This window comes from Sinobaca qinghaiensis (assembly GCF_003610495.1).
GTDB classification, from domain to species: domain Bacteria; phylum Bacillota; class Bacilli; order Bacillales; family Marinococcaceae; genus Sinobaca; species Sinobaca qinghaiensis.
This window is the reverse complement of record NZ_RAPK01000010.1, coordinates 77731-98028: the sequence shown is the minus strand read 5'-3', so window position 1 is coordinate 98028 and position 20298 is coordinate 77731. Positions and strand designations below refer to the sequence as shown.

Sequence of the window (20298 nt, the reverse complement as noted above, 5' to 3'; positions counted from 1 at the left end):
GGCATAAAGAGAAAGGCAGGAATGCGTGATGAGTATTATTCGAGTGGAAGATCTGTATAAATCATACGGCGAAAAAACAATATTTGACCGAATTTCTTTTTCTATTGAGCCGAACGATAGAATTGGATTAATTGGAGTGAACGGCACCGGTAAATCCACGCTGTTAAAAGTCCTCTCCGGCATAGAAAGTCCGGAGGAAGGCACGCTGTACCATGCGAATTCATTTGAGCAGGCTTTTCTTCCCCAGGAACCCGAATTGGACGAAGAGGCCACAGTATTGGATGAAATATATTTCGGTACTTCAAAAAAAATGAAAACTATGCGGGAATACGAAAAAGTACAGGCAGAGCTTGAAAAAGCTCCCGGAGACGAAAAGGTACAGGAGCGGATGATAGCCGTACAGCAGCGAATCGAGGAAGAGGACGCCTGGGAAGCAAGTACGCTTGCTAAGCAGGTTCTCACAAAGCTTGGCATTACCGAATTTTTTAAAAAGACAAAAGAACTTTCCGGCGGCCAGAAAAAGCGGGTAGCGATGGCAAAAGCTTTAATTCAGCCGGGGGACCTTCTAATTTTGGATGAACCGACCAACCATCTGGATCACCAGTCTATTGAATGGCTGGAAAAATACCTGGCTTCCTTTTCGGGAGCACTGATTGTCGTCACGCATGACCGTTATTTTTTAAACCGGGTAACGAACCGGGTATTTGAGCTGGATAAAGGCAATCTATATGAATACAGCGGCAACTACGAAATGTACCTGGAAAAAAAGGCGGAACGGGAAGAAAACGAAGAAAACAGGAATACAAAGCTGCAGAACACGATGAGACGTGAACTGGAATGGCTGCGCAGGGGACCAAAAGCACGAGGGACGAAACAAAAAGCAAGAGTGCAGCGGATTCATCATACGAAAGAAACGATGCAGCAGACGTCGAAAGAAGAGCTTTCCTTTGCCATAGGAGCACAGCGGTTAGGAAAAAAAGTGATGGAACTCGAGAACGTCTCCAAGGCGTTTCCAGGCCGTCAGCTTCTGGACTCTTTTAATCTGCTCATTCAGCCAGGCAGCCGGATCGGTATTATTGGGGAAAACGGCAGCGGAAAATCCACGCTTCTCAATATAATGGCAGGGCGTGAACAGCCTGACAGCGGAACAGTCGATACAGGAACAACAGTAAAAATAGGCTATTATACGCAAAATCACGAAGAACTGGATGAATCCAAACGGGTTATCGAATATATAAGAAGCATTGCAGAAGTCGTTCAGACAGAAGATGGCAGAACTATTACCGCTGAACAAATGCTGGAGAGATTTTTATTTAATCGTAATGTCCAGTGGAACTACATCAGCCGCTTATCCGGTGGAGAAAAGCGCAGGCTCTATTTATTAAGCATATTGATGACAGAACCAAACGTATTGATGCTTGATGAGCCGACAAATGACCTCGATACCCAGACGCTTGGGATTCTGGAAGAATATCTGGCCGCTTTTTCCGGCTGTGTTATTACCGTTTCCCACGATCGTTACTTTTTGGACCGGGTTGTGGATCACCTGCTTATTTTCGACAACACACCAACAGTCAAACGATTTCAGGGAAGCTATTCCGACTTTTTAACGGAACAGGCAGAGAAACCGGAAACGATCTCTTCAGCCAAAAAAGCCCCTGAAAAAAAGAAACCGGCCAAACTATCCTACAATGAAAAAAAAGAATGGGAATCCATTGAAGAGGATATTCTGGAAACAGAGGAGCAGAGCGGGGAAATTCAGAAAAAGATAGATGCCGCCGGAAGCGATTTTGAAAGTATTCAAAAGTGGATGGAAGAGAAACAGAAACTTGACAGGCAGACAGAATACCTGTTTGAACGCTGGGAAGAGCTTTCTGCTAAAGTCGAGCCGGAGTAATATAAGATTGACAATGCAGCAGGAGAAGAGTACATTGAAAGAAATAACTTGATATCCTTTGGAAAAAGGGGAGTAGCTTTTTCAATAAAATCGTCAGGACGGGAGAAATCCCCGGTTTTATTGGCAGCCTTACGCTGTTAGCGAGACCTTTACCTATGAGACGGTAAAGGACTTTTTCATGCCTTCACCGCCTCAGCGGTGAAGGTTTTTTGTGCTTTTGCACAGAATAACTCAACGCTGCAGGGTGCCGGGTTTATCTGAAAAAAGGAGAAGATAAACATGGAACTTAGTATGCTGATGGAATATGGATGGGTGCTGATCGTTCTCATACTTCTTGAAGGGGTGTTAGCCGCTGATAATGCGCTTGTGCTGGCCGTAATGGTAAAAAAGCTGCCGCCGGAAAAAAGAAAAAAAGCGTTATTTTACGGCCTGGCCGGGGCCTTTGTGTTTCGTTTTGCTTCGCTGTTCATTATTTCATTTCTCATTGATGTATGGCAGGTGCAGGCAATAGGTGCTCTCTATCTTCTATTTATTGCGCTTAATCATATTGTCCGTAAAATATGGTTTCATAAAGAAGGCGCAGTGGAAAAAAAGGCAGGGGGAAATGCAGAGAAGCCTGCCGGGTTCTGGCGTACCGTAGCAAAAGTAGAGGTAGCGGATATTGCCTTTGCGGTCGATTCCATTCTCGCCGCTGTGGCTCTTGCCGTAACGCTTCCCCGGACAAATCTCCCCATGATAGGCGGGATGGATGGCGGGCAGTTTCTGGTTATTCTAACAGGCGGGCTGATTGGTGTCGTGATTATGAGGTTTGCAGCCGGCTGGTTTGTTACCCTGCTCGAAAGAAGACCAGGTCTTGAAATTGCTGCTTTTGCCATTGTCGGCTGGGTTGGGGTGAAGCTGATGGTTCACACTCTCTCTCATCCGGCATTGGCGGTACTGCCTGAACATTTCGCTGAATCTATTCTCTGGAAAGCTTCTTTTTACATCGTACTCGTTGGGATTGCCGCAGCCGGCTGGATTTTATCCAAGGATAAAGGAGCCCCTCAGAATACTGTAATGGCTGAAGAAAGCTCTATCAGCCACAAATAGGCTGATACAGACAGCTGAGTAAAGTACGCCTTTCTATAAATGATGTGGCTGAATCTTGATGATTCAGTCTTTTTTTTTAATAAGAAATTGGATAAGCTGTAAGAGAACAGCAGAAGAGAGAGGGGGCGCGGCATGCAGGAGATTCTTATTATAGAGGATGAAGAAAAGCTTGCTCGGGTAACAAGCCTGGAACTGGAGTACGAAGGGTATAAGACAGAAATCGTTCACGACGGCCTGAGAGGTCTGGAACGCGCTAAGGAGAAAGACTGGGATTTGATACTGCTTGATGTAATGCTTCCAGGCTTAAATGGAATGGAGATTCTGCGCCGGTTCCGCCGTGAAAATAATGGGACGCCGGTTATCCTTCTTACCGCACGGGATCAGACACCGGATAAAGTAAGCGGGCTCGATCTCGGGGCTAATGACTATATGACAAAGCCTTTCCAAATTGAGGAGCTGCTGGCAAGAATCCGGGCGCAGCTGCGTTACGCTGAAAACAGCAGGCAGGAAAGAAAACAAAACGTAGTAGAAGTTGAAGATCTAACGGTGAATATTGATAATCGCGAAGTAAACCGTGCGGGATTAGGAGTAGAGCTGACGCCGAGAGAGTTTGATCTGCTCGTGTATATGATGAAAAATAATAATATTGTTCTGACGAGAGACCAGCTGCTCGAACAGGTATGGGGATTTGATTATTACGGCGATACGAACGTAGTGGATGTCTACATCCGCTATCTGCGGCAGAAAGTCGATAAACCTTTTCCTGTGCAGCTGATTCATACGATCCGCGGGGTCGGCTATTCCATCAAAGGAAACAGTCATGAAGCTTAAAACAAAAATACAGCTGTTTGCTACAATTTGGATGCTTCTTATCGTCATTATTGTAAACATATCTATTTACTTATTATTCGATCGGCTGTCAGTCAATGCGGAAGTAGAAAGACTGCAGAATCAATCTGAATCCATCACAGAATCCCTGCGATCCACAGAGGGGAACACTGCCGAATCCGAAGCGCTGCTGCAGGCGTTTCTGCCTGCCAACGGAATGATCCGCATTATTGGCGAAAATGAGGTTTTATCCATCCAAACGACGGAAGACCGTTTTCGGCAGCTTCCGGCGGAATATTCGACCGGCGAATCGCAGCGTACTTTTCAATCAGAAGGCGGGGAACGATACGCGGCGGTGGAAAAACCGATTATTTGGGAGGATGGAAGTATCGTAACGCTTGAAGTGACTGAACATATGCAGGCACTTGAGGAAAATATGACGTTTCTTCGTATTGCATTGTTAATCGCTACGCTTTTAATCCTGATCCCGACAATTATTGGAGGACGTCTGCTTGGTAATCTGCTCCTGCGTCCTATTCTGGAACTGATCGGCACAATGAAAGATATACAGCAGCGGGGAGAGCTAAAAAAGCTCTCGTTGAAAGGGAATTCCAAAGACGAGCTTTATGAAATGGGAGATACATTTAATCATATGATGGAACGGCTGGAGAGCAACTTTGAAAAACAAAATCAATTTGTGTCTGATGCCTCCCACGAATTAAAAACCCCCCTCTCGATTATTGCAAGCTATGCAGGCCTGCTGAAAAGATGGGGAAAAGAAAAGCCGGAAGTCCGTGAGGAAGCAGTGGATGCCATCCTGTCCGAGTCAGAGAGAATGAGGAGCATAACAGAGCAGATGCTGACACTTGCGAGGGATGAGTCCATGAAAGAAATAAAAAAACAGACAGTAGATCTGTCCGCTCTGGCGGAAGAAGCTTCCCACGCCTTCAGCAAAACATATGACCGGGAGATTCTCGTAAAGGCAGCAGAAGATATGGAAGCAGTAACGGATAAAGACAAAGTAAAGCAGCTGTTGTATATCCTGCTCGACAATGCTTTAAAATATAGTGAAGATAAAGTGATTATTGAAGTGCAGGGCGGAAAATCCTCTTTTATCAAGGTCACAGACTTTGGTGAAGGTCTAAGCAAAGAAGAACAGTCGAAGATCTTTGACCGTTTCTACCGCGTGGATAAAGCCCGGAGCAGAAAAACAGGTGGAACCGGACTGGGACTTTCAATTGCTTTCCGATTATCCCAGGTTCTTGACGGAAAAATAAAAGTGGAAAGTAAACCGGGGGAGGGCGCTTCATTCATTTTCTATTTCCCCGGCTGAAAAACGTTAACTCCCGCTTCAGCAAAGGTTTATATGTCCTTCAAAAAGGATATTAATATTATATATATTAATAGGAATGGACGGTTCCTGCTGAAGAAAACTAAATGAGACTGGGGAGAAAACAAATGAATGAGACAACGCCTGAAGATATAAAAGAAACGCTGGAGGTTGTCTGCGGGAAATGGAAAGCTGTTATTTTAATGGAGTTAATGGGAACAACGCTTCGTTTCAATGAAATTAAAAAACGCCTTCCGAACATTAACCACCAGACACTAATCAAACAGCTCAAAGAATTGGAACGAGATGAGCTGGTCAAGCGGACATCCTACCCTGTTGTACCTCCACGTGTGGAGTATACTCTTACAGAATACGGGGAATCCATCAAAGAACTGCTGCACCATATGGAAGACTGGGGAAGAAAGCACCGGCAGCGTAAACAGGAAGAAGTGAAGTAGGAAATGGCTGAAGACAAAGCAGTGATTACTATCCATGAAATAACAGAAGCAGGAACGGGAACAAGGGTCTGTATCGATACAGCAGATCACTTGTCTCCAACCGAAGGGCTGCTTATAGGCAGCACCGGAAGCGGCTATTTTCATGTGCTTTCAGAAAATAATGCAACAGAAACCTATCCTCCGAGAGTATTTCGGGTAAACGCCGGGGGCATCCATCACTATATCCGGGAAAAAGATAATACGGTGTATGCATCGGAAATACAGGGAGGCAGTTCCATTGATATATTTGATGGAAAAGAATGGTCCCGGAAAATTGTCGGCCGGGCAAAATGGGAACACCGCCCCCTTCTCCATGTAGCCGGATTTATTGAAAATAAGAAAATAACAGCAGTACTCCAGCAGGCAGACAGCGTCTGTTTAATGAGAGAGTCAGGAGAAAGAGTGTCTGTCATTGATTTAAAACCGGGAGATAAAGTCCAGGGCTTCTCAGATACACCAGGCCGGCATCTAGGCAGACAGATAGAAGAATATATAGAAGAAAAATAAAAAGGAGAAACCCGCATTTGGGGTTTCTCCTTTTGACGCTGCGCTATTTTAGATTTTCACAATTTGTTTTCCAAGATTTTCTCCTTTAAATAAACCAATAAAGGCATCGGGCGTCTGCTGGAACCCTTCTACCACATTTTCGCGGTAGGTAATCGACCCCTGCTGAAGCCATTCAGCCAGCTTTTCCGAGCCTTCCTGGAAACGGCTGGAAAAGTCACCAACAATAAATCCCTGCATAAGGGCGCTTGCTTTTACAAGGTACTGCTGTACTCTTGGTCCCACATCTTCTCCAGTGGAATTATAGGTGGAAATAGCACCACACTGAGCAATACGGGCGTACTTATTTAACAGGGGATAAAGTGCTTCTGAAATAGGGCCGCCAACGTTATCAAAATATGCATCTACGCCGTCAGGACAGGCTTCCTGCAGAGCTGCTCCCATATCTTCCACTGTATTGTACTGAATAACTTCATCAAAATGAAGCTCCTCTTTCAGATAGCGGACTTTTTCGTCCGTACCGGCTATCCCAACTACGCGGGCTCCATATATTTTAGCGATCTGGCCGGCAGCTGAACCAACTGCGCCTGCAGCCCCGGATACTACTACCGTTTCTCCCTCTTTAGGACGGCAGATATCATTAATACCAAAATATGCAGTCAGGCCGGGCATTCCGAGAATACCGAGATGAGTGGAAACAGGAGCCAGGGATGGATCGATTTTACGAACCGCATCCGCAGAAACGACAGGATATTCCTCCCAGTTCAAATTACCGATGACAATATCTCCTTCTTTCAATGAAGAAGACTGGCTTTCCACAACTTCACCGATGCCGCCTCCTGAGATAGGTTCATGAAGTTCAAATGGCGGGACATAGGATTTGCCTTCGTTCATCCGGCCGCGCATGTAAGGGTCAACGGATAAATACAAAGTCTTTAACAGCACTTCGCCTGAAGAAGGGGAAGCGGTGGATACTCTGTCAAAATGAAAGGTATCTCTTGTAGGAGTTCCTTCCGGACGTTCTGCGAGCAGTATTTGATAATGAGCTGATGGTGCCATAGTTGAAATGTCTCCTTTATTTCCAATAGTTTTGCAGAGGACCGGCTTCGCCGTAAAAAGGATCCAGCCGGGGAAGCTCTACATGGTGAATATTTCTACATACTACCTCATGATTGTTTTCATCTCCAGTATAAAGGTCTATTTCCCGGGTATGAGGGTATGCTCCCATTACTTGAAAGATGTCATCGGAATCCAGAAGCTTATGGCCGACGCCGGCCGGCAGAAGAAGTATATCTCCGCTCGTAACAGAAATAACTTCTCCCTGCGGTCCTCCCAGATGCAGAGAAGCACTGCCTCTGATTACAGCCAGGGCTTCATGACTGTTGCTGTGAAAATGATGATACGTAAATATACTTCCATACCAGGTGCTCTCCCATCCATTGCTGCGGAAAGTTTGTTCTAGTTCATGCAGGTGATGCTCTTTTACAGAATAAAGAAGTGCAGGAAGGGTCGGGTTGTTTGGTATTTTCCCATTATCATCGAAAAATAGCCTTTGGACGCGGTCTGGCTGCTTGTTAATCATTTTTTACCTCCATATCTATTGTTATTGTGTAAATGCTTTTATATTCGTCTATTCCCATTTTTTTTAAAATTAAAAACATTTGACATTGAGAATGGTTTTCAATACACTTATGTTGTATTGAATGAGAATGATTTTCATTGAGAATGGGAGGGCTTCAGATGAATTCTTTGTTAATAGTAGGAGCAGATAAGCTGGGTGCCATCCCGGATCGATTAAATGAACTGGGATTTTCAGACATTATGCACATAAGCGGAAGAAAAGTAAAAATGGTACACCGCGAAATCCCGGAAAACATAGAACTGGTATTAGTCCTTACAGATTTTATAAATCACAATGTGAGCAGCAAGCTTAAAGAAAGAGCAAAAGAAAAAGCAATTCCTGTCTGCTATGCCAAACGCTCCTGGTGTTCTATCTATAAAGCGTTGTCGGCCTGTAATGAAGTGTGTGAACAGTGTCCATTGCTGGAAAAAGCCAGATAACAGGAGGCGGGATTTGTGAAAGATCAACAGGAATATGTATTAAGAAAATCTTCTTCTATATTTGATTTCACGATTTATATACTCCGGAATATCGCATACAGGCAGCTTAGTGATGGGGAAGGACTCTCCCTGGCTATAAAGCGCCGCTGGAAATACATTGACCCTAATCAATTTACAAATGTAAAAGAATTCATCCTCGGGCTGAAACTTCTGCAGCAGCGTCTGGGAGAAATACAGCACTTGGCGGAAAAGCTGGAAGAACAGCAGGAAATAAAGAAAGACGGACTGTTTATAATCTGTGGAATCGAGGCGGGAAAAGCCGGATATATTACAGCTTACGCTGTCGCAGACGGCTTTCCTGAACAGCAGATGAAGCAGGCGGCTTCTATTATGCAGAATCTGTACCCGAATAAAAACTGGAGACTATATATGCTGGACAGCAGACAAATGCAGTATTCCATGAACGAATACCGTCATTCCCTGTCTTCCTATCTAAAATAATGAATCAGCCTCTGCCTGTACTTTCGGCGGAGGTTTTTTTTAAAGCATGTAATATGACATAATAGGGTATAGAGTATGGGTAAGAAAGTTACAGGATGAGGAATGATAAGCATGTACGAAAAAATGTGGTTATTGATTAACGGAGCGTCCGGCAATAACGAAATTCAAAAAAATCTGGATGCTACGATCAGTACTCTGGCTCTGCAGACTAAAGAACTTACGATTACTTTTACCCAGGAGAAGGGGCATACAGAACAACTCTGCCGTGAGCAGGGGGACCGCTACGATATTGTAATGATCATGGGCGGCGATGGTACGGTACACGAAGCCATTAATGGCCTTTCCTCTCTGGATGATCCGCCAGTTACGGGTATTCTGCCTACGGGAACCTGTAATGACTTTTCACGATCGCTTATGATTCCGCAGAATTTAAAAAAAGCTGCAGCTGTGGTGGAGCAAAATCATATACAGTATGTTGACATTGGGAAAATGAACGACCGCTACTTTTCCAATTTTTATGGAGTCGGCCTGATTGCGGAAACTTCTGAAAATATTGATGACCAGCTGAAAGGGATGCTTGGGAAAGTCAGCTATTTTATCAGCGCACTCCAAACGTTTAACAATGCATCGCCCTTTGCCTTTACGTTAAAAGCAGATGGAAAAGAATACAAGGATGAGGCAGTGATGATTCTATTGGCCAACGGACATTTTATCGGCACAAACCGTCTTCCGGGAGATCAGATATCGCTGAATGACGGGCTGATTGATGTATATATTATAAAAGAGAGCGGAGCTCCGCTTTTGAAAGAGTTTTTTAATTCCAAAAATCCATTTATGTATAACCTGGAGCAAAGCTCCATTGAGTATATCCAGGCCGCTGAAGTGGAGTTAGAAACGGCAAACACGATGAAAGCAGATACGGACGGAGAAGTGTATGAAGAAACTCCCGTTCACATAAAAGTACTGGAAAAAAAGATACCATTTCTATTTGGGGAAATACTACAGGAGAATAATGAATAAAGAAAATTCTGATAATAATTCTTTTAGGAATATATCACCTATTTTACAAAATATGTAGTAAAATAAAAACACTAACAAGCAACCTTCAGAAAAAGGCAAAGCTGCTGAAAGGCAGTCTCGCAAAGTTACAGGTCTAAGGCTATAACTGCTAAGACGGCTGAACTGCCTGGGGAAATTTCCTAAAGGCGGGTGAGGGTTGATGGAACTAGTAATTCCAAAAGTACAAAAGCTTGATCAAGATTGGTTATCTCTAATGGTGGAAGCTAAAGAAGCTGGTTTAACCCCTAGTGAGGTTAAAGAATTCTTAAGACAAACCAAATAATCAAGAAAAAATAAGCCAATTCATATGGCTTATTTTTTTAATATATGTAAATATAAGTATAGGCATAATTATGCAGTTTAAAAAAATTCGTTCACTATAACATACTCCAATTCGTTATATGTTATAATAACGACAAACAATAAATTACAGTATACAAAGGGGTTCAAGCGATGATTGGTGAAAGGGTGAAACAGCTTCGAAAAGACCGGGGCTTGTCGTTAACAGAACTGGCGAATCAGGCCGGAGTAGCGAAGTCGTATCTTAGTGCATTGGAAAGGGATATTCAAACAAATCCTTCGATCCAGTTTTTAGAAAAGATTGCTAAGGTATTAAACATATCCGTTGATCTTTTAATTAAGGAACAAACGGACATCAATGAAGATGATCTTGATAATGAGTGGTTGGAAATAGTAGAAGAAGCAATGAATTCAGGAGTTTCCAAAGATCAGTTTAAAGAATTTCTTGAATTTAATAAGTGGAGGATTAAAAATTAACAAAAAGGATCTTTTTTACCTGATCCTTTTTTATTTTTTGTTTTTTTTCTATATAAAGAACAAAAAATGTTCGTTAAAATGTGTTTTTCTTTCATTTAGGTGTTTTCAAATCCCTTTTTTCGTTATATAATGTTTTTAATTCTTTAAAAAGAACATTATAGAGCGGAGGAAAATGAAGTGGTGAGACTTAGAGGCGGTGTGTACTATACTAATATCATGAATAGGCATATCAAGCTTGTCTACTTAACGAATAATAAATGTTCTCTTTATGTTAACGGGCATTTCCTGGGCTACTGTGCGTTTGATGTCGCAAAGCAGAAGATTAAAGAAATGGAAGACCGGCTGAACAATGTTACCCTGATGTACACAGGAGATAATATTTTCCAAAGTGGAAAAGATGCCACCATGGTTTATGTAAGAATATAAAAAAGCGGGACCGGCTGGATGTATCCAGAGGCCCCGCTTTTTTTAATAAGAAACAGATTTGGATCTAAAGATATGGCCAATAATAAATCCAGCCAGAGCAGGCAGTATCCAGCCCAGATTAAGTTCGAAAAACGGAAGAAGAGAATAAAAGCCTGCTCCGTCCAGAGGCACAAGCCCTGCTTCTTTTAAGCCATCGTAGGCGCTGACGAGAATCGTACCCGCCACGGCTCCAATATAGTGGGAGCGGTGAAGCGTTATTTTTTCGTTTAGTAAAGAAAGTAGAATTAAAACGATAGCCAGCGGATAAATCGCTACAAGAAGCGGAACGGATAAAGAAATAATCGTATTCAGCCCCAAATTTCCTACAAGAAAACTAAGTGCCGTTAAGAGAAAAGCAAGAGCCGGATAAGGCAGGAAAGGTAAATACCTCTGAAAATACTGACTGCATGCGGTTACGAGGCCAATACAGGTGGTAAGACAGGCCAGGGTAACTATCAGGCCAAGCAGAATAGTGCCTGTAAATCCGAAAGATTCGCCGGCAGAATAGGTAAGGATTTCACTGCCGTTCTCCATTATCATACGTGGGCCGCTGTGCACTCCTAGCCAGCCAATAGCAATATACACAGCGGCAAGCCCTATACCTGCAATAACCCCTGCTGAAGCTGCCGAACGTCTTATTTCCCGGCGGTCCAGTGCACCTTTTTCTTTTAATGTATTAACGACAATCAGGCCAAATGCTAAAGCGGCGATAGTATCCATCGTTAAGTATCCTTCGACAAATCCTCTGCCGACAGCCTGGGATTCATATTCGGCTGAAGGAGGACCGCCTCCGCTCATAAAGCCGGAAGCATAAGCTCCGGCTACGAGCAGAACAATAGAAGCAAGCAGGGCAGGAGTAATAACATATCCTATACTCGTCACAAGCTTGTTAGGGTTGAGGCTGAGAAGAAAAACGATCCCAAAAAACAAAATAGAAAACAAAAACAGGCTTGTGTCCGTACCGCTTTCCGGCAGAAGAGGAACGATTCCCATTTCGTACGAAACGTTGGCAGCTCTCGGGATACCAAAAAAAGGACCGATAGCTGCGTATAAAATGACCATAAAAAAGAAAGCAAACGGTTTGTTTACTCTCTCGGCTATTCCCTGAAAGCTCTGCCCGGCCAGAGAAACCGCGATAATACCTAAAACAGGAAGCCCCACTCCGGTAATGACAAAACCGATAATAGCAGGGAAATAGGAAGTTCCTGCCTCCTGGCCTAAAAATGGAGGAAATATGAGGTTGCCTGCTCCAAAAAACAAAGCAAACAGCATTAAACCTATAAAAAAGTTATCTTTCCATGTTAGTCTGTTCATGATTGTCTCCCTTAAAATAAAATAAACCTTCATTATCCTAACGCTGCGCCGGGAAATTGTAAAGATATTTTAGATTTGCTGTTAAAATAGAGAAAAAAAGGTAGAGGCCGAGGAGGGGCAGTATGCTTATTACTATAGAAGATGAATTAATTTATATCTATCTGCAGCACAAAGCCAACAAAACGACACCGCTTGGGGCGTATCCTGAGGTGAGCGGGTATATGCTGTATGACAGGAAAGGCAATTGGCTTGGCTATCGTGTAATGCGCACCATTTACAATAATGAAAATTACGTTATTTCGATTCCGAAAGTCAGAAAAATCGAATACCCGCTTTTCACTGCCAGTATTGAAGATGCTGAAGAATATATTGAAATTAAATTCCACGCTGATCTGGAAGCGGCAGAAATGCTGGAACAGGCATGCCTGCTTGATATAAATGAAGATGGACTTTTCGGGGTGGAGTTAATCAGGCATCCCGATATTCCCGCAGGAGAGACAGAGCATGTAAGATACTTTTTAGAAAAATAAATGAAGCTGCATAATAAAAATATCTCAAAGCGGTGAACGCTTTGAGATATTTTTATGCGGCTTGAAAAAACCGGTCTATTTTTTTCTCGTTTCTGCAATTTCTTCTTCCAGTTCAGTAAGCTGCCTGAGCGCGGCTTCGGGGCTCCGGCCTACTGATTCCAGCTTTTCCAGGTCCCCCTGCACTCTTACATATTCACTTTTCAGCCATGCAAGCTGTTCTTCTTTTGCTTTTTCATCCATTGAACGACAACTCCTTTTTATCCGGATAAGTACAATGTAGCATACTCAGGGAAAGAGAGGAAAACAAAAAATACAGAAAAGTCTTTTTGTGCATGTTGATATTTTTTTCAAAAACATTTATACTTTAAATGAAAATGATTATCAATGTTAGTAAGAAAACGTTTATATAAATAAATGTACGAAAAGCATGAAAGGGGTTTCCAGTGTGTCAAATTTAACCACACAGCAGATAGCAGTTTCATATCAGGAAAATAACATTATAAAGGAAATGACAGTAGAAATACCTGAAGGTCAGGTTACTTCTATTATCGGTCCAAATGGCTGCGGAAAATCCACCTTATTAAAAGCTATGTCCAGAACATTGAAACCCAACAGCGGTGCTGTTTATTTAAACGGCCGCAATATACATGATATGAAAACAAAAGAAGTAGCAAAAGAAATGGCTATTCTTACCCAGTCGCCGGAAACACCACAGACACTCACGGTACAACAGCTTGTAGCTTTCGGACGCTATCCCCACCGGAAGAGAGTGGGCGGATTAAATCAGGCGGACAAAGAAGCTATCGATAAAGCGATATACGATACAGGAATGGTAGAGTTTCAGGATAGAACGCTTGATGCTCTTTCCGGCGGTCAGCGGCAGCGTGCCTGGATTGCAATGGCGCTTGCCCAGGAGACAGATCTGCTGCTTCTTGATGAGCCGACCACTTATCTTGATATGGCTCATCAGCTGGAAGTACTGGAACTGCTCCAAAAGCTGAACAGGGAAGAAAACCGTACGATCGTAATGGTGCTGCATGATTTGAACCAGGCGGCCAGATTTTCCGATCATTTAATTGCGATTAAAAACGGGGAAATCCAGCATTATGGATCGTCGCATGACGTAGTCTGCCAGAAGGTTCTTCGGAGAGTATTTGGCATTGATGCATATGTCGTTACAGATCCCCGCACAGGAAAGCCTCTGTGTATGACATATGATCTGGTAAGCAATGAAACGAGTGGTACACCCTCAAGTGAAGCCGAACTAAGATTAGCTCAGGTGTAAGCCTATGCAGACCGCTATCCGTAAGAATACTACTCAATTACGAAGCGTTTTTTCTGTTATTCATGAAGAGCCCCGCGAATGGGAGTGTAAACATTCCCTAAAAGACTGGGCAGCAGAGGAAACAGAGTCCTGCAGACAGTTTTTAGAACAGTATGGAACGTATATTGATGCCCCAAGCCTGGATATGAGTGCAGCTTTCTGGGCAAACAGATTCAGCCGTTTTATCGCATTCGGCCACTGGGCCATTGTACACGGCCTGGATATGAACCGCCTTTCCGACAGCTGTACGGTATTTCTAGTACCCGGTGAGTACGCTGAGCCGGTGTATCAATTTCTGATTGACCGGGACGTACTAGAAGAAAGCCGGGCCGGAATGACTGATACCAAGCAGGCTCTTGCCTGCTATTACGCTGAACAGGTGACTCCGCTTTTCCTCAGGTTTTCGGAAATCGCAGGAGTCCGCGTGAAAGAACTTTGGGGTCAGGTATATCATGCCGTGCCGTATTTTATTCATCTGGCTAAAGTGACAGAAGAAAAAGAAACCGAAAAAGCTCTGGAGCAGAGCTGGCAGGATGTTCTGGCATTTGAAGACGGAAAGATATTTGGACGTTCCAAGCCGCCGTTTTCTTTTCGTTGTATGGAAATACCAAACCCGGCGGGGGAAGAGAAAATTTATACGAAGCCGACGTGCTGTCTGGCTTTTAAAGGCAGTAATTCCTACTGCTACCGCTGTCCCCGCATGAAAAAAGAAGAACGAAATGAAAAATACGAGAAGTTAACAAAAAGACAGGAAGCGTAAATTCGCTCTCCTGTCTTTTTTCGCGTGTAACATTATTATTTTTTAGTCCGGCTCATCAGCCATAAGAAAAAGGGAGCGCCGATAATAGCAGCTACGAGTCCGGACGGTATTTCTTTTGGGGCAATGGCTATGCGGCCGGCCGCATCGGCTCCAACAAGCAGAGCAGCTCCGAGTAAGAGAGCTACAGGGAAAATTTTACGATAATCTTCCCCGACCAGCAGTCTGGCAAGATGGGGGGCGACAAGGCCGATAAAGCCGATAGTACCTACAGCAGCTACTGCCATAGCGGCAGAAAAAGTAGCTAAAATGATAGAAAACCAGCGGACGGCCGTCAAAGGCACCCCGAGACCTATAGCATTGTTATCTCCTAGTGCAAGGATGTTCAACGAGCCTAAAAGAAAAAAGGCAGCTGGAATAAGAATAAAAAGCGGCCAGACAAGAAACATCTGCAGCTCAGTAAAACCACTGGCGTATGTGCTGCCGGACAGCCAGGTAAGGGCGGAAGCCGCATTTAGATTAGAACGAACGATTAAAATCTGTGTAATCGCTCCTCCGGCGGCTGAAACCGCAATGCCCATTAAAGCCAGCACGGCCGGATGGAACTGGGTTTTCCAGGAAAAGAATAACACAACAGCTACGGTTAGAAAAGCTCCTGCAATCGCACCAGCCGGCAGCCATGCAGCTGAAAGAGACGAGAAAAAGAATAATACGCTAAGCGCTCCGACGCCTGCTCCTGCCGTTACTCCAATAACGGATGGATCAGCAAGCGGATTGCGCAATATCCCCTGGAACAAAAGTCCGCTGGCCGCGAGAAGCATACCGGCCGCACAGGCAGCGAGCATTCTTCCAAGCCTCAAGTCGAAAATAATAAATCTCTGGCCGGAAGCTTCTTCGGTAAACAGGGCCCGCCAGGTTTCCACCCATTCAAAACCGGTGCTCCCGCCAGCCATGCCTATAAAAAATACTATCGTTAAGAGAAGTCCTGAGCCGGTTAAAACCATAGGATAAGGAATCATAAAAGACAGCCGGCTTCCGGAAATGCTTTCTTTACTGCCGGATCCAAAAAAGCTGCCACGATGTTTTAACACCAGCCATATCAGCCAGGGCGCACCAATCAGCGCAGTGACAGAACCGACAGGCATTTCCGTAAGAGAGGGATCCAGGAAACGACCAAGAATATCCGCTCCAATCAAAATGTTAGCGCCCCAGAGCATGGAAGCCGGAATGAGAAGGCTGTGAAGCTGAAACCCGGCCAGTCTCATTAAGTGGGGCGCAATCAGGCCAATGAAAGCAATAGGGCCCGCAACGCTTACGGTAAGAGCAGAGAGACCTACAGCAAGAAAGAACATAATAACCTGAACTCTTTTTGTTTTTTCACCAAGTGCTTTAGCCTGGTCGCTGCCGAGCAGCATAATATCCATCTGCCGGCTGATAAGAAATATAATAATAGTAATTACCGCGGTCCAGGGCAGGGCAAATAATACACCGCTCCAGTCCTGCTGAACAAGTGAGCCGTTTCCCCAAAGGAACAAGCCGGCTGTTTCATATTCGAAAAAAATCTGCAGGGCGGCGGTGAAAGAAGAAAACATTAAGCTCAACACAAGCCCGGCAAGAGCCATGCGCACCGGAGTCGCATTAATACCGCCGGACAAGGCAAACACGAGCACAGCAGCCAGAGAGCCTCCCAGAAAGGCAAATAAAAACCCATTTCCAAAAAGCCAGGCGGGACCGCTTGATCCGAGCGCTGCGCCTGCTACAACAAAAAAATATGCGCCGGCGTGAACACCAAGAGTGCTTGGAGCAGCCAGCGGATTTTTTGTCAGCGTTTGAAAAATAACTCCTGCGGCTGCCAGAGCAGCACCGGCAATAAGGCCGAGTGCAATTCTGGGAAGGTACACGGACTTAACGATACTATGCTGAACCGTGTCCCCCTCGTTCTGCAAAGCCTCCAGAACAACCGCCCAGGACATATCCTGACTGCTTTGATATAAATGTAAAAATGACAAAAAAAACAAGAGGGCTGTCCCCCCTCCGAAGATAAGGACAGCCTTTGTTTTCGTATGCAAATGCTTCATATTTATTCTCCTGTCAGTGCGTCTGAAACCTGCTCGGCAAATACTTCAGCAGACAGCGGTCCTCCAAAGGTCCATGTATCACCCGGAAGTGCGTAGGTGCGGTCTTCTTCTACAAAATTAAGGCCTTCCCATACGTCGTTGCCTGCCAGCTGGTTTTCAAAGACATTGTCTTCTTCCTGCACGATATACATAAAATCGCTGTCCTGATATGGCTCAAGCGCATCAACGTTTGTTTCCGTATAGCCGTAAAGTTCAAATTCTTCCCCGTCATATGCATTTTCAAGGCCAATTTCCTGCATAATTTTCACGGCCATGGAATTATCGGTAAAGAGTCGGATAGAGGCGGTATCATTAGCACTGAATGCCTGGGATAATAATATTTCATTTCCTTCATATCCACCATCGCTTATTTCAGCTGCCACATCTTCATAAGAGCTGTCAAGTTCTTCCATTACCTGATCGGCTTCATCTTCTCTATCAACAGCGGAAGCAATCTCACGGAACGTTGTTTCCATTTCCTCATACTGATCGCCTTCGCCTTCTTCTGGATAAGGTTCAAACATGACGGTCGGAGCGATGTCATTTAATTGATCACTGATAGCTTCATGCCGGGAAGATGCCGTAATAATTAAATCCGGCTCAAGCTGGGCAATGGCTTCGAGATTCGGTTCCTGCCTCGTTCCTACGTCTGTAATATCTTCAGGAAGTTCCGGCTCTACATTAACCCATTGATTATAGCCTTCCAGGTCGGCAATGCCGACCGGATCTACTCCGAGTGCTAATAAATCTTCAGCATAAACCCATTCTAAGACTACAATATTCTGAGGCGTTTCTTCAAGTTCAACTTCTCCTGAAGCTCCTTGAACAGTTGTTGTTTCCCCGCTGCCGGTTTCTTCTCCGCTTCCACTTTCTTCTGTATCTGAAGAACTGCAGGCACCTAGAGCAAGAAGACCTGCCATTGCCGGAATCCATATGTATTTCTTATTCATGTCCCATCCCCCTATTGATAAAGATTATCATTTGCAATTAAGATGTTACTATGATTTTTACTATAAATCAACATAATTTTTCCCTGGTATATGAAGCAGGGAGACCGTCATCGGAAAATATATTTATGTGAAACCATAAAAAAGATGGGTGCCAAAACCCATCGATTCATTCTTATGTGGCTGCCTGCCTTTTATATTCTTCACGAAATTGCTCTTTAAGTGCTTTCATTCGCTTTCTGTTTTTTCCAAGATCCGAATAACCGACTCTGGAGGCTGAACGAAAATGCACAAATCCCTGCTGACCGAAATAGAATTCCACATCGTCTTTAAATGGAAGGAGTTTAACCTTATATACGGCTTTCATATAGTCAACATCTTCCTGTTCGATTTCAGCTAGTGGATCGTTTTTTAAAAGAGACCTCATGATGCTTTTTGCTTCTTCAGGCTCGCCGTCAAACGCAATTGGGTCCATATAGTGTTGTTTATCATCAGGGCTTCCCATTGTAGAAACACAGTTACGGGAATTGGGACAAGGTGGAAGTTTCATGAACTGAACCCCTTTCAAATGGTATGATGTAATTGTCATGTTTAGACAGTTCCCTATTAAGGTAACCATTAATCATTCATTCCTTAGAAAAGGAGACACAATTATGAAATTTAAACAGATTTCTCCGCACGTATACAAAGCAGAAACATGGATGGGTGTTAAGATGAGCGCCTGGGTTATACAAGAGGGTGACTACTCCATCATTATTGACACAGGACTTTCGTTTATGGGGTCTCATTTATTGTCATTCGCTGAAGAAAAAGCGCCGCTGCAGATGATTCTGCTTACTCATGGACACTCCGATCACGTAGGAGGCCTTTCTTCGATTTTACGAAAAAGAAAAGTACCGGTATATGCACACCCCAATGAAATTAAATATATAGAAGGAAAAGAACCATACCCAAAACGTAAAAAGCCGGAGCGCGGCATTACGCCCGGTATCGTTAAACCACTGCCGGAGGATGAGAACCATAATCTTCACACGATGATGAATCTAGTTCCTTATCCGACTCCTGGTCATTCTCCCGGCCACACAGCTTATTTTCATAAAGAGGATAACGTACTGATCAGCGGGGACATGTTTACTTCCAAAAGAGGAAAATTGACTCCGCCGATGAAAGCTTTTACAGCGGATGCACAGGAAGCGGTCGAGTCGAGCCGCTTAATTGAAGAACTCAATCCTGATCTGATCAGTATCTGCCATGGAAATGATATTGAGCATCCCCAGAATCAACTGCAGGATTACCTGGAAAAATATAAAAAATAACGAGGTGGAAAACATGGGATACAATGAGGAGTTTATGAAAGAAGCGCTTCTGCTGGCAGCAGAAACAGCAAAAGAAAAAAACGGGGACCCTTTTGGATGTGTTATCGTAAAAGATGGTAAAATCATAGTCCGGGCTTCCAACCAGCTGCACCGGACAAATGATCCTACGACGCATGCTGAACTCGAAGCAATCAGGCAGGCGACAAGAGAGCAGGGCTCTCCGGATTTAAGCGATTGTGAACTGTATACGAGCGGTGAACCTTGTCCGATGTGCGAAGCCGCTATAAACTGGAGTAAGATCCCTGTGGTTTACATGGGGAAAACGCTTGAGGAGGCAAGAGAAGCAGGGATTGCACCCTCTCCGGAGGAAGAAGCGCCCGCCTATGCTTCTTATCATAAGCCGGTCAATATGGGAGAGAAAGACCCCTACACGGTATGGAAACAAATAAACGCAGATAATTAACCGAGCAGAAAACGAAAATAAATAATAATAAATAGAAAAAACAGGAACAGCAGAACGGCAAAAATAAGAATGCCCCACATATAGGGCAGATGAACATACTTTGATTGTTTTTTAATAGTGATAGCCGATAAAGTAAAAGAAACACCCAGGGCGAGCAGAATAATAACAGCTACCCAAAGTGCAGCCTGCGGCCAGGGGAGAAAATAGACGATGGGCATTAATAAAAGCAGGATACAAATTGTAAAAAAAGCGTAAAGGGATGCCCGGTAAAAGCGATTGTCTGTTTTAGACTCTTCTTCCTGGCGTCTTTTTTCCATACGGCTTAATGATTCCTGAACAGACCCGGTCCTGCTGCCGTCTCCCCGGCCTATCCAGCGGTTGATTGTCTGTACGGGATTCCATTCTCTAATTGCGGTAATCCATTTCATATTTTCATCTCCTGGTTGTCACGGAAATTAATTGTTTATATCATCCACGCTATCATATCTGATAATGGTTGAATGTGCAATCAGGGAAATAAAG

Annotated in this window: 25 protein-coding genes and 1 riboswitch; of the genes, 17 read left to right on the top strand and 8 right to left on the bottom strand. The window is 44.0% G+C overall.

Annotated elements, in window-relative coordinates; all coding sequences use genetic code 11:
* The first annotated feature begins 28 nt into the window (after window positions 1-28).
* The 6 genes from ATL39_RS12515 (at window position 29) to ATL39_RS12490 (ending at window position 6148) form a co-directional block, all read left to right on the top strand.
* A complete protein-coding gene (locus tag ATL39_RS12515; RefSeq protein ID WP_120193697.1) occupies window positions 29-1897 on the top strand; it encodes an ABC-F family ATP-binding cassette domain-containing protein in 1869 nt (622 codons plus the stop codon).
* A 279-nt stretch (window positions 1898-2176) separates the two neighbouring features.
* Complete coding sequence (locus ATL39_RS12510) at window positions 2177-2986, top strand: TerC family protein (protein ID WP_120193696.1); 810 nt, start codon at window positions 2177-2179, stop codon at window positions 2984-2986.
* 132 nt (window positions 2987-3118) lie between these two features.
* On the top strand, window positions 3119-3817 hold the full coding sequence (locus ATL39_RS12505; protein ID WP_120193695.1) for a response regulator transcription factor: 699 nt from the start codon (window positions 3119-3121) through the stop codon (window positions 3815-3817).
* Entirely contained in the window at window positions 3807-5147 is a 1341-nt protein-coding gene (locus ATL39_RS12500; protein ID WP_120193694.1) for a HAMP domain-containing sensor histidine kinase, read from the top strand. Before ATL39_RS12505 ends, ATL39_RS12500 begins: the two co-directional genes overlap by 11 nt.
* A gap of 125 nt (window positions 5148-5272) precedes the next feature.
* Window positions 5273-5602, top strand: coding sequence for a winged helix-turn-helix transcriptional regulator (locus ATL39_RS12495; protein ID WP_120193693.1), 330 nt, complete (start codon window positions 5273-5275; stop codon window positions 5600-5602).
* Window positions 5603-5605: 3 nt separating this feature from the next.
* Window positions 5606-6148, top strand: a complete 543-nt coding sequence (locus ATL39_RS12490) for a 3-dehydroquinate synthase II domain-containing protein (protein ID WP_120193692.1) — start codon at window positions 5606-5608, stop codon at window positions 6146-6148.
* 48 nt (window positions 6149-6196) lie between these two features.
* On the opposite strand, the gene ATL39_RS12485 is transcribed toward ATL39_RS12490, so the two are convergent.
* Window positions 6197-7204 (bottom strand): NADP-dependent oxidoreductase, encoded by a 1008-nt coding sequence (locus ATL39_RS12485; protein ID WP_120193691.1) that lies wholly within the window; start codon window positions 7202-7204, stop codon window positions 6197-6199.
* A 16-nt stretch (window positions 7205-7220) separates the two neighbouring features.
* Window positions 7221-7727 (bottom strand): hypothetical protein, encoded by a 507-nt coding sequence (locus ATL39_RS12480; protein WP_120193690.1) that lies wholly within the window; start codon window positions 7725-7727, stop codon window positions 7221-7223.
* 158 nt (window positions 7728-7885) lie between these two features.
* On the opposite strand from ATL39_RS12480, the gene ATL39_RS12475 reads away from it, so the two are divergent.
* The 6 genes from ATL39_RS12475 to ATL39_RS12450 all read left to right on the top strand — a co-directional run bounded on the left by ATL39_RS12475 (window position 7886) and on the right by ATL39_RS12450 (window position 10969).
* A complete protein-coding gene (locus ATL39_RS12475) occupies window positions 7886-8206 on the top strand; it encodes a DUF2325 domain-containing protein (RefSeq protein ID WP_120193689.1) in 321 nt (106 codons plus the stop codon).
* Window positions 8207-8221: 15 nt separating this feature from the next.
* Window positions 8222-8707, top strand: coding sequence for a hypothetical protein (locus tag ATL39_RS12470; RefSeq protein ID WP_120193688.1), 486 nt, complete (start codon window positions 8222-8224; stop codon window positions 8705-8707).
* Between the two features lie 111 nt (window positions 8708-8818).
* Complete coding sequence (locus tag ATL39_RS12465; RefSeq protein ID WP_120193971.1) at window positions 8819-9727, top strand: diacylglycerol/lipid kinase family protein; 909 nt, start codon at window positions 8819-8821, stop codon at window positions 9725-9727.
* An 84-nt stretch (window positions 9728-9811) separates the two neighbouring features.
* Window positions 9812-9897: riboswitch (cyclic di-GMP riboswitch) on the top strand.
* A gap of 29 nt (window positions 9898-9926) precedes the next feature.
* Complete coding sequence (locus ATL39_RS12460; protein ID WP_120193687.1) at window positions 9927-10049, top strand: anti-repressor SinI family protein; 123 nt, start codon at window positions 9927-9929, stop codon at window positions 10047-10049.
* Window positions 10050-10219: 170 nt separating this feature from the next.
* A complete protein-coding gene (locus ATL39_RS12455; protein WP_120193686.1) occupies window positions 10220-10543 on the top strand; it encodes a helix-turn-helix domain-containing protein in 324 nt (107 codons plus the stop codon).
* Window positions 10544-10720: 177 nt separating this feature from the next.
* On the top strand, window positions 10721-10969 hold the full coding sequence (locus tag ATL39_RS12450; protein ID WP_120193685.1) for a hypothetical protein: 249 nt from the start codon (window positions 10721-10723) through the stop codon (window positions 10967-10969).
* Between the two features lie 42 nt (window positions 10970-11011).
* Here the strand turns inward: ATL39_RS12450 and brnQ are convergent, their stop codons facing one another.
* A complete protein-coding gene (gene brnQ / locus ATL39_RS12445; RefSeq protein WP_170146924.1) occupies window positions 11012-12322 on the bottom strand; it encodes a branched-chain amino acid transport system II carrier protein in 1311 nt (436 codons plus the stop codon).
* 122 nt (window positions 12323-12444) lie between these two features.
* Between brnQ and ATL39_RS12440 the strand changes: the two genes are divergently transcribed.
* Window positions 12445-12852, top strand: a complete 408-nt coding sequence (locus ATL39_RS12440) for a hypothetical protein (RefSeq protein ID WP_120193683.1) — start codon at window positions 12445-12447, stop codon at window positions 12850-12852.
* A 75-nt stretch (window positions 12853-12927) separates the two neighbouring features.
* Here ATL39_RS12440 and ATL39_RS17445 read toward each other — a convergent pair whose 3' ends face one another.
* Window positions 12928-13092: an SE1832 family protein gene (locus ATL39_RS17445; protein WP_170146923.1), complete on the bottom strand. Its 165-nt coding sequence runs from the start codon at window positions 13090-13092 to the stop codon at window positions 12928-12930.
* A gap of 205 nt (window positions 13093-13297) precedes the next feature.
* Between ATL39_RS17445 and ATL39_RS12435 the strand changes: the two genes are divergently transcribed.
* Complete coding sequence (locus tag ATL39_RS12435; RefSeq protein ID WP_120193682.1) at window positions 13298-14137, top strand: ABC transporter ATP-binding protein; 840 nt, start codon at window positions 13298-13300, stop codon at window positions 14135-14137.
* A 4-nt stretch (window positions 14138-14141) separates the two neighbouring features.
* Window positions 14142-14936, top strand: coding sequence for a hypothetical protein (locus ATL39_RS12430; protein WP_120193681.1), 795 nt, complete (start codon window positions 14142-14144; stop codon window positions 14934-14936).
* Between the two features lie 35 nt (window positions 14937-14971).
* Here ATL39_RS12430 and ATL39_RS12425 read toward each other — a convergent pair whose 3' ends face one another.
* From ATL39_RS12425 to ATL39_RS12415, 3 genes are all read right to left on the bottom strand, one after another.
* On the bottom strand, window positions 14972-17011 hold the full coding sequence (locus tag ATL39_RS12425) for an iron ABC transporter permease (RefSeq protein ID WP_120193680.1): 2040 nt from the start codon (window positions 17009-17011) through the stop codon (window positions 14972-14974).
* Between the two features lie 2 nt (window positions 17012-17013).
* Entirely contained in the window at window positions 17014-18000 is a 987-nt protein-coding gene (locus ATL39_RS12420; RefSeq protein WP_245960986.1) for an ABC transporter substrate-binding protein, read from the bottom strand.
* A 172-nt stretch (window positions 18001-18172) separates the two neighbouring features.
* Window positions 18173-18547 carry a DUF1499 domain-containing protein gene (locus tag ATL39_RS12415; protein WP_245960985.1) on the bottom strand — a complete coding sequence of 125 codons (375 nt, stop codon included), beginning with the start codon at window positions 18545-18547 and terminating at the stop codon, window positions 18173-18175.
* Between the two features lie 103 nt (window positions 18548-18650).
* Here ATL39_RS12415 and ATL39_RS12410 point away from each other — a divergent pair, with 103 nt between their 5' ends.
* Entirely contained in the window at window positions 18651-19313 is a 663-nt protein-coding gene (locus ATL39_RS12410; protein ID WP_120193678.1) for an MBL fold metallo-hydrolase, read from the top strand.
* Window positions 19314-19326: 13 nt separating this feature from the next.
* Window positions 19327-19776: a nucleoside deaminase gene (locus ATL39_RS12405; protein WP_170146921.1), complete on the top strand. Its 450-nt coding sequence runs from the start codon at window positions 19327-19329 to the stop codon at window positions 19774-19776.
* On the opposite strand, the gene ATL39_RS12400 is transcribed toward ATL39_RS12405, so the two are convergent.
* Window positions 19773-20204, bottom strand: coding sequence for a hypothetical protein (locus tag ATL39_RS12400; protein WP_120193676.1), 432 nt, complete (start codon window positions 20202-20204; stop codon window positions 19773-19775). The genes ATL39_RS12405 and ATL39_RS12400 overlap by 4 nt on opposite strands.
* Window positions 20205-20298 lie beyond the last annotated feature (94 nt).

What these genes read in the sequence shown, in the direction of transcription:
- ATL39_RS12510 (WP_120193696.1), top strand. Translation starts at nt 2,177, where the DNA reads ATGGAACTTAGTATGCTGATGGAATATGGATGGGTGCTGATCGTTCTC.
- ATL39_RS12455 (WP_120193686.1), top strand. Translation starts at nt 10,220, where the DNA reads ATGATTGGTGAAAGGGTGAAACAGCTTCGAAAAGACCGGGGCTTGTCG.
- ATL39_RS12495 (WP_120193693.1), top strand. Translation starts at nt 5,273, where the DNA reads ATGAATGAGACAACGCCTGAAGATATAAAAGAAACGCTGGAGGTTGTC.
- ATL39_RS12490 (WP_120193692.1), top strand. Translation starts at nt 5,606, where the DNA reads ATGGCTGAAGACAAAGCAGTGATTACTATCCATGAAATAACAGAAGCA.
- ATL39_RS12405 (WP_170146921.1), top strand. Translation starts at nt 19,327, where the DNA reads ATGGGATACAATGAGGAGTTTATGAAAGAAGCGCTTCTGCTGGCAGCA.
- ATL39_RS12430 (WP_120193681.1), top strand. Translation starts at nt 14,142, where the DNA reads ATGCAGACCGCTATCCGTAAGAATACTACTCAATTACGAAGCGTTTTT.
- ATL39_RS12485 (WP_120193691.1), bottom strand. Translation starts at nt 7,204, where the DNA reads ATGGCACCATCAGCTCATTATCAAATACTGCTCGCAGAACGTCCGGAA.
- ATL39_RS12465 (WP_120193971.1), top strand. Translation starts at nt 8,819, where the DNA reads ATGTACGAAAAAATGTGGTTATTGATTAACGGAGCGTCCGGCAATAAC.
- ATL39_RS12420 (WP_245960986.1), bottom strand. Translation starts at nt 18,000, where the DNA reads ATGAATAAGAAATACATATGGATTCCGGCAATGGCAGGTCTTCTTGCT.
- ATL39_RS12415 (WP_245960985.1), bottom strand. Translation starts at nt 18,547, where the DNA reads ATGAAACTTCCACCTTGTCCCAATTCCCGTAACTGTGTTTCTACAATG.
- ATL39_RS12460 (WP_120193687.1), top strand. Translation starts at nt 9,927, where the DNA reads ATGGAACTAGTAATTCCAAAAGTACAAAAGCTTGATCAAGATTGGTTA.
- ATL39_RS12425 (WP_120193680.1), bottom strand. Translation starts at nt 17,011, where the DNA reads ATGAAGCATTTGCATACGAAAACAAAGGCTGTCCTTATCTTCGGAGGG.
- ATL39_RS12480 (WP_120193690.1), bottom strand. Translation starts at nt 7,727, where the DNA reads ATGATTAACAAGCAGCCAGACCGCGTCCAAAGGCTATTTTTCGATGAT.
- ATL39_RS12505 (WP_120193695.1), top strand. Translation starts at nt 3,119, where the DNA reads ATGCAGGAGATTCTTATTATAGAGGATGAAGAAAAGCTTGCTCGGGTA.
- ATL39_RS17445 (WP_170146923.1), bottom strand. Translation starts at nt 13,092, where the DNA reads ATGGATGAAAAAGCAAAAGAAGAACAGCTTGCATGGCTGAAAAGTGAA.
- ATL39_RS12475 (WP_120193689.1), top strand. Translation starts at nt 7,886, where the DNA reads ATGAATTCTTTGTTAATAGTAGGAGCAGATAAGCTGGGTGCCATCCCG.
- ATL39_RS12440 (WP_120193683.1), top strand. Translation starts at nt 12,445, where the DNA reads ATGCTTATTACTATAGAAGATGAATTAATTTATATCTATCTGCAGCAC.
- brnQ (WP_170146924.1), bottom strand. Translation starts at nt 12,322, where the DNA reads ATGAACAGACTAACATGGAAAGATAACTTTTTTATAGGTTTAATGCTG.
- ATL39_RS12400 (WP_120193676.1), bottom strand. Translation starts at nt 20,204, where the DNA reads ATGAAATGGATTACCGCAATTAGAGAATGGAATCCCGTACAGACAATC.
- ATL39_RS12500 (WP_120193694.1), top strand. Translation starts at nt 3,807, where the DNA reads ATGAAGCTTAAAACAAAAATACAGCTGTTTGCTACAATTTGGATGCTT.
- ATL39_RS12410 (WP_120193678.1), top strand. Translation starts at nt 18,651, where the DNA reads ATGAAATTTAAACAGATTTCTCCGCACGTATACAAAGCAGAAACATGG.
- ATL39_RS12515 (WP_120193697.1), top strand. Translation starts at nt 29, where the DNA reads ATGAGTATTATTCGAGTGGAAGATCTGTATAAATCATACGGCGAAAAA.